The organism is Paraburkholderia sp. C35, from assembly GCF_003121405.1.
Classification (GTDB): domain Bacteria; phylum Pseudomonadota; class Gammaproteobacteria; order Burkholderiales; family Burkholderiaceae; genus Paraburkholderia.
The window spans coordinates 1-6,235 of sequence record NZ_QBUY01000199.1 but is presented as its reverse complement, the minus strand read 5'-3'; the positions used below and the strand labels follow the sequence as shown (position 1 = coordinate 6,235).

At 62.5% G+C, this 6,235-nt stretch carries 6 protein-coding genes; 5 read left to right on the top strand and 1 reads right to left on the bottom strand.

The annotated features are described in order from the left end of the window. Nucleotides 1-209 precede the first annotated feature (209 nt). The 4 genes from DK391_RS43635 to DK391_RS43620 all read left to right on the top strand — a co-directional run bounded on the left by DK391_RS43635 (nt 210) and on the right by DK391_RS43620 (nt 4,089). Nucleotides 210-1,658 carry an NAD-dependent succinate-semialdehyde dehydrogenase gene (locus DK391_RS43635; RefSeq protein ID WP_109484211.1) on the top strand — a complete coding sequence of 483 codons (1,449 nt, stop codon included), beginning with the start codon at nt 210-212 and terminating at the stop codon, nt 1,656-1,658. Nucleotides 1,659-2,023: 365 nt separating this feature from the next. Then, on the top strand, nt 2,024-2,512 hold the full coding sequence (locus tag DK391_RS43630; RefSeq protein WP_109484210.1) for a hypothetical protein: 489 nt from the start codon (nt 2,024-2,026) through the stop codon (nt 2,510-2,512). A gap of 36 nt (nt 2,513-2,548) precedes the next feature. Further along, the gene (locus DK391_RS43625; RefSeq protein WP_109484209.1) at nt 2,549-2,965 is read left to right on the top strand and encodes a DUF302 domain-containing protein; all 417 of its coding nucleotides are present in this window, start codon (nt 2,549-2,551) and stop codon (nt 2,963-2,965) included. A gap of 140 nt (nt 2,966-3,105) precedes the next feature. After that, on the top strand, nt 3,106-4,089 hold the full coding sequence (locus tag DK391_RS43620; RefSeq protein WP_109484208.1) for a glycerophosphodiester phosphodiesterase family protein: 984 nt from the start codon (nt 3,106-3,108) through the stop codon (nt 4,087-4,089). Between the two features lie 21 nt (nt 4,090-4,110). Here the strand turns inward: DK391_RS43620 and DK391_RS43615 are convergent, their stop codons facing one another. Then, nucleotides 4,111-4,653 (bottom strand): TlpA disulfide reductase family protein, encoded by a 543-nt coding sequence (locus tag DK391_RS43615; protein WP_109484207.1) that lies wholly within the window; start codon nt 4,651-4,653, stop codon nt 4,111-4,113. 261 nt (nt 4,654-4,914) lie between these two features. On the opposite strand from DK391_RS43615, the gene tehA reads away from it, so the two are divergent. After that, entirely contained in the window at nt 4,915-5,901 is a 987-nt protein-coding gene (gene tehA, locus DK391_RS43610; protein WP_109484206.1) for a dicarboxylate transporter/tellurite-resistance protein TehA, read from the top strand. Nucleotides 5,902-6,235 lie beyond the last annotated feature (334 nt).

Here is a 6,235-nt window from a genome sequence, read left to right as displayed (position 1 = left end):
CCCCCGCACAGGGGCAACACCAGCAGACCACTAACAAAAAGCGGACGCCACCACAAAACCGCGAACGCCAACAAAAAAACACCCAAAACCGTCGCAGACGAAAACGACAAGCGCCCCAGCAAACTTCCCCCCAATCAGCTAACATCGACATTCCCACCGAAAAAATTCCAGCCCACGCGCACCGCGCGCAAAAACCCCAGGAACACAGCATGGTCACATCGAGCAGCTACTCTGACACCCGCCTGTTGATCAACAACGAATGGTGCGACGCCGCCAGCGGCAAGACCATCGATGTCGTCAACCCCGCCACCGGCAAGCCTATCGGCAAGGTCGCGCATGCGGGCAAGGCCGATCTGGACCGCGCACTGGAAGCCGCGCAAAAGGGCTTCGAAGCATGGCGCAAGGTGCCCGCCAACGAACGCGCCACGACCATGCGCAAGGCGGCCGGCTTCGTGCGCGAGCGCGCCGACCACATCGCGCGTCTGATGACGCAGGAACAGGGCAAGCCGTTCGCGGAAGCACGCATCGAAGTACTGTCGGCTGCCGACATCATCGAATGGTTTGCGGACGAAGGCCGCCGCGTCTATGGCCGTGTCGTGCCGTCACGTAACCTGAACGCGCAATCGCTCGTCCTCAAGGAACCGATCGGTCCCGTCGCTGCGTTCACGCCGTGGAACTTTCCCGTCAACCAGGTCGTGCGCAAGCTCAGCGCCGCGCTGGCAAGCGGCTGCTCGTTCCTCGTGAAAGCACCGGAAGAAACCCCCGCGTCGCCCGCACAACTGCTGCAGGCCTTCGTCGATGCCGGCGTGCCCGCCGGCACGGTTGGTCTCGTGTTCGGCGATCCCGCTGAAATCTCGAGCTACCTGATTCCGCATCCCGTGATCCGCAAGGTCACGTTCACGGGCTCGACGCCCGTCGGCAAGCAACTGGCGGCACTCGCCGGCCAGCACATGAAGCGCGCCACGATGGAACTCGGCGGCCACGCGCCCGTGATCGTCGCAGAAGACGCGGACGTCGCGCTCGCCGTCAAGGCAGCAGGCGGCGCGAAATTCCGCAACGCCGGTCAGGTGTGCATCTCGCCGACACGTTTCCTCGTGCACAACAGCATCCGTGAAGAATTCGCGGCGGCGCTCGTCAAGCACGCAGAAAGCCTCAAGGTCGGCGATGGCCTCGCGGAAGGCACGCAACTCGGGCCGCTCGCCAACTCGCGCCGTCTGACGGCCATGGCGAGCATCGTCGAAAACGCGCGCGCCACGGGCGCCAAGGTCGCGACGGGTGGTGAGCGCATCGGCTCGGAAGGCAACTTCTTCGCGCCGACCGTGCTGACCGACGTCACGCTCGAAGCCGATGTGTTCAACAACGAACCGTTCGGCCCGATCGCTGCGATCCGCGGCTTCGACAAGCTCGAAGATGCTATCGCCGAAGCGAACCGTCTGCCGTTCGGCCTTGCAGGCTACGCGTTCACGAAGTCGTTCCGCAACGTGCATCTGCTGTCGCAGAACCTCGAAGTCGGCATGCTGTGGATCAACCAGCCCGCCACGCCGACGCCGGAAATGCCGTTCGGCGGCGTCAAGGATTCGGGCTACGGCTCGGAAGGCGGTCCGGAAGCGATGGAAGCCTACCTCGTGACGAAGGCTGTCACGGTAATGGCTGTCTGATGCTCCAGTAGCGTCGCTGTAGCATCTCCGCTTCGAAAGCAAAACGCCCGCCGTCATGGTGGGCGTTTTCTTTTTCTGCAGGCACTTCGTCAGATGAATAGAAAGCTGTTAGTAAAACTCCCGATTGGACGAGCGTCACTGCGCTTCTAGCATGGCGAACGATGCCGCATGAGCGCGCATCGACAGGCTTATTCCGCAGCTTCGTTTTTAAACGCGGCAAATCGCTTCCGTTCTACTACTCACCGTACTGCCGCTGCATCGTCCATGCAACGCGTGACAAGAAAAAATACAACCGGCGGCGCGTAGCAGCAGCGTTACTACGCCTGAGCACCGTTCGTCACGTCACGAGTCACTGGAGAGCTTCGATGATCTTTCACGCGTCCATTCCCACGCAACACCCCGAGCGCGTCGCGCGTACCCTCGCTGAACTGTGGGGCGGTTTCGCTGCACCGTTTTCGCCTTTCGAAGGCGCGTGGATGGCCATTGCGGGTGACGACCGCGGCACGATCATCGAGACCTATCCGAGCAACCTGACTCTCACACCCGGCGACACACGCGAGCCGATCGGCGAATTGGCGGCCTCGCGCGCGCAATACAGCGGATTCCATATGGCCGTGGCGTCACCGTTGACGGCAGAGCAGGTGATTGCGATCGGCGAGCGCGAAGGCTGGCGCGCGGTGCGCTGCACGCGCGGCAACAACTTCTTCGACGTGATCGAACTGTGGATCGAGAACAGCACGCTGATCGAAGTGCTGACGCCCGACATGCAGGCGCAGTATCTGGGCTTCGCCACGCCGGAGAATTTCCGTGCGATGGCCGGGCAAGCTTCTGCTTCTGTTGTTGCATCGCAATGACTACACTGCGGTGAGACGCCATCACCGGAGTGTGCAATGACTGAAGCAGTGAAATGTCCCGCGTCGGTTGCGACGTTCAGGAGCGAGCACGGCTTTTCCGTCACGGTCGCGCGCCTGCGCGGCCTGCTGGCCGACAAGGGCATGACGATCTTCGTCGATATCGATCAGGCCGATGCCGCCGCGCAGGCAGGCATGACGCTGCGCCCAACGCGTCTCCTCGTGTTCGGCAACCCGAAGGGCGGCACGCCCGTCATGCAGGCGAACCCATGCGCAGGGCTGCTGCTGCCGCTCAAGGCGCAGGTGTGGGAGGACGAAGCGCGCGTCACGTGGCTCGCCATCGAAGACATCACGGGCGTGCTGGTCGACGGCTATGGACTCGACGCAGCGATGGTCGAGCCGCTCGCGAAAGCGAAGGCGTTGATCCAGATGGCCGCCGCGCGCGATCCTGCGTGAAGGCATACCAGGCTTCGCACTCGCATTCGATCGCAAAGTGTCATCAAGTGTTGCGCATGGCAGGCGCACAGTGTCGCTCGCGACTACCATGACGCGTTGCCGCGTGCGCGGCGCGAACATTCACGACACTCATGCATCGAATGCGGATAACGGGGTATCTCTTTGCTATCGCGGTTCTCGCGAGCCTTGCAGCCTGCACGACGGACACCGCGGTTGCGCCGTCTCCCTCAGCTGACACGCGCACATGGCCCGCGCTGATCGCCCATCGCGGTGGCACTGCTGACAATCCCGAGAACACGCTGGCGGCCATTCAGGGCGCGCTCGCAAATCACGCCGACGTCATCTGGCTCACCGTGCAGCTGAGCCGCGATGGCGTGCCGGTGCTGTATCGACCGAAAGACCTGTCGGCGTTGACGGATGCGAACGGCCCCGTAGCGAGCCTCACCGCAGCCGAACTGGCGCGCGTCAACGCAGGCTGGCAATTCGAAGCGCCGCAAGCGCCGGGTATCAGGCCTTATCGGCAGAAGCCTGTCGGCATTCCAACACTCGAAGACGCGCTGCGCATCATTCCCGCCAACGTTCCCGTCGTGCTCGACATGAAGGCATTACCGGCCGCGCCGCAAGCTGCTGCTGTCGCGCGCGTGCTCGATGCACTGAATGAGTGGCCGCGCGTCACGCTGTATTCGACGGAAGCCGACTATCAAACGGCATTTGCACGTTATCCGCAGGCACGCGTGTTCGAGTCGCGCGATGCGACGCGCGAGCGGCTATTCGGCGTCGCGCTGACAGGGCAGTGCGAGGTGCCGCGAGCGGCTACGCACGCGGGCTTCGAACTGGATCGCAAAGTCGAGGTGATCGAGCGATTCACGCTGGGCGAGGGACGTTCGAATTTCGTTGCGCGCACATGGACACCGGCATCGGTGCAATGCTTTCGCCGCGCCGCCGATACATGGCTGGTCGCTTTCGCCGTGAACGATGCCGAGGCCTACCGCGAGGCAGCCTGTCTGCAGATGGATGCCGTGCTGGTCGATTCGCCGCAAGCGATGTCGCGTGTGAGGGCTGCGTTGCAGGCATCGGCGGAAAGGCTGGATTGCAGCGCCGAACGCGGCAGCCGTTCGCACTAGGTAGCTGGCACGCATGCAGGTTCATTGTCCGGCGGGACGCGAGCCAACGCCCGCAGTGGCCGTCTGCAGCAGCGCTTCGAGTCGCTCGCGGCTTGCCAGCCCGGTGATGGTGCCGACCTTGTGGCCGCTGCCGTCATAGACGACCGTAAAGGGCACCGCGCCACGCGTATCGCCTTCACGCAGCATGACGGCGATACCGCCCATGCCTGCGAGATAAAGCGGGTAATTGATCCCATAGTCGTGCGCGAATGCGCGGACGGACGCAGCCTCGTCGAGCGCGACACCGATGAATTGCGCCTTGCCGCGCCAGGCGTCCTGTAGCGCGACGAATTCGGGCACTTCCGTCCTGCAGGGACCACACCAAGGCGCCCAGAAATTGACCACGAGCGCATGTCCGCGATAGCGGTCGAGCGATTCGAGCTTGCCGTCGAGCGGCTGCAACCGCGACTGATAGATGGCGGCGGACGTGACGGGCTCTGCTGCGAGCGCCGGCACGGCGACGCAGATACATGTCGCGATGACAGAGGCCGCAAGGCTGCGAAGCGTCGATGCAACGGACTTCATGTCTGACGAAAACTCCATGATGAAAACGGGAGCGCCGAGCATACGAACGGCGGTGCGCGCGGCCCATGCTCGCGCGGCTCACATTCCTGCCCGATCGGCTCATTGCGCGCTGCGTGTGCGATTTTCCGAAGCCGATGATCCGATCGAGCATGTTGTCGAGTCGGCGCGGCATTCGCGCGCAGAGGTGCCACCTTTACAGTGCTTTTCATCGGCGCAACGCAGTAAGCAGTGACTGCGACGCAAATGGAACAGGAGAGTGACATGCAATCGAAGACAAACGATACGGTGATGCCCGCTTCCTTTTTCGGCATTGCTGTTGGTGCACTGGCTCTGGCCAATGCGTGGCGCGTTGCGGCGCGTATCTGGACCGTGCCGTCGGAGATCGTCGATGTGCTGACGATTGGGGCACTCGTCGTGTGGGCAATCGTGCTGGTGAGTTATGCGCGCAAGTGGCTGCTGCAGCGCGAGCAGGCACAGGCGGAGTGGCAACATCCGGTGCAATCGTCGTTCATCGCGTTAGGGGCGACGTCGAGCCTGCTGGCAGCGATGGCGCTCGCTAATTATTCACATACGGCGGGGCTTGTCGTGTTTGTGGTCTCGACCGTTGTACAGCTTGCCGTGGGTGTACATCTGCAGGGACGCATCTGGCAAGGCGGACGCAATCCTGAACTGACGACGCCTGCGATCTATCTGCCTGCCGTGGCGCCGAGTTTTGTCGCGGCGACGGCAGCGGCTTCGTTTGGCTGGACGCAGATTGGCATGCTGTTCTTCGGCGCGGGGGTGTTGTCGTGGCTTGCGACCGAATCGGGGGTGCTGCATCGGGCGGCGGTGCATACGCCGTTGCCTGAGGCGCTGCGGCCCTTGCTTGGGATTCAGGTTGCGCCGCCTGTGGTGGGAGGCGTGGCGTATATGAGCATCACGCATGGTGTGCCGGATCTGTTTGCTTTTGTTCTGCTTGGGTATGGGTTGTATCAGGCGCTGATGATGGTGCGTTTGCTGCCGTGGATCCGGCGACAAGGGTTTGTGCCTTCGTATTGGGCTTTTACATTTGGTGCTGCTGCGATGCCGACGCTTGCTATGAGGATGGTTGAGCGCGGTGCGACCGGTGAGATCGAGTGGTTGGCTGTGGGGCTTTTTGTTGTTGCTAACGGCGTTATTTTGATGATTGCTGCGCTTACCGTGCGGGTTTGGGTTGCGGGGAAGTTGATGCCTAAGGTTGAGTTGCCGCTGCGCGTGGCTCGAGGGTGATGGTTTTTGGTTTGGTTTTGGTTTGGGTTCGCTGGCATCCGCGAATTGGTATCAGTACTTCACGCGTCGCCCCTGTGCGGGGCAGCACCTACTTTTCTTTGCCGCGGCAAAGAAAAGTAGGCAAAAGAAAGCCGCTAAACACCGCCAATCCTTGTAGTTGCCTGCGGGCCCCCAGCCGGGCCTATCCTTCACACGGCATCACTCTTCTTGATGCCCGCTGCCAGCGCTCTTTAAGAGCGCGTCACCCTCTTCAAGCACCCGCGTCTCAGCGAGCCTTACCAGTTCGGCCCAGGCCGCCCAGGTGGCAAACGGTGTGTCGGCTGTCGCGCCTTAT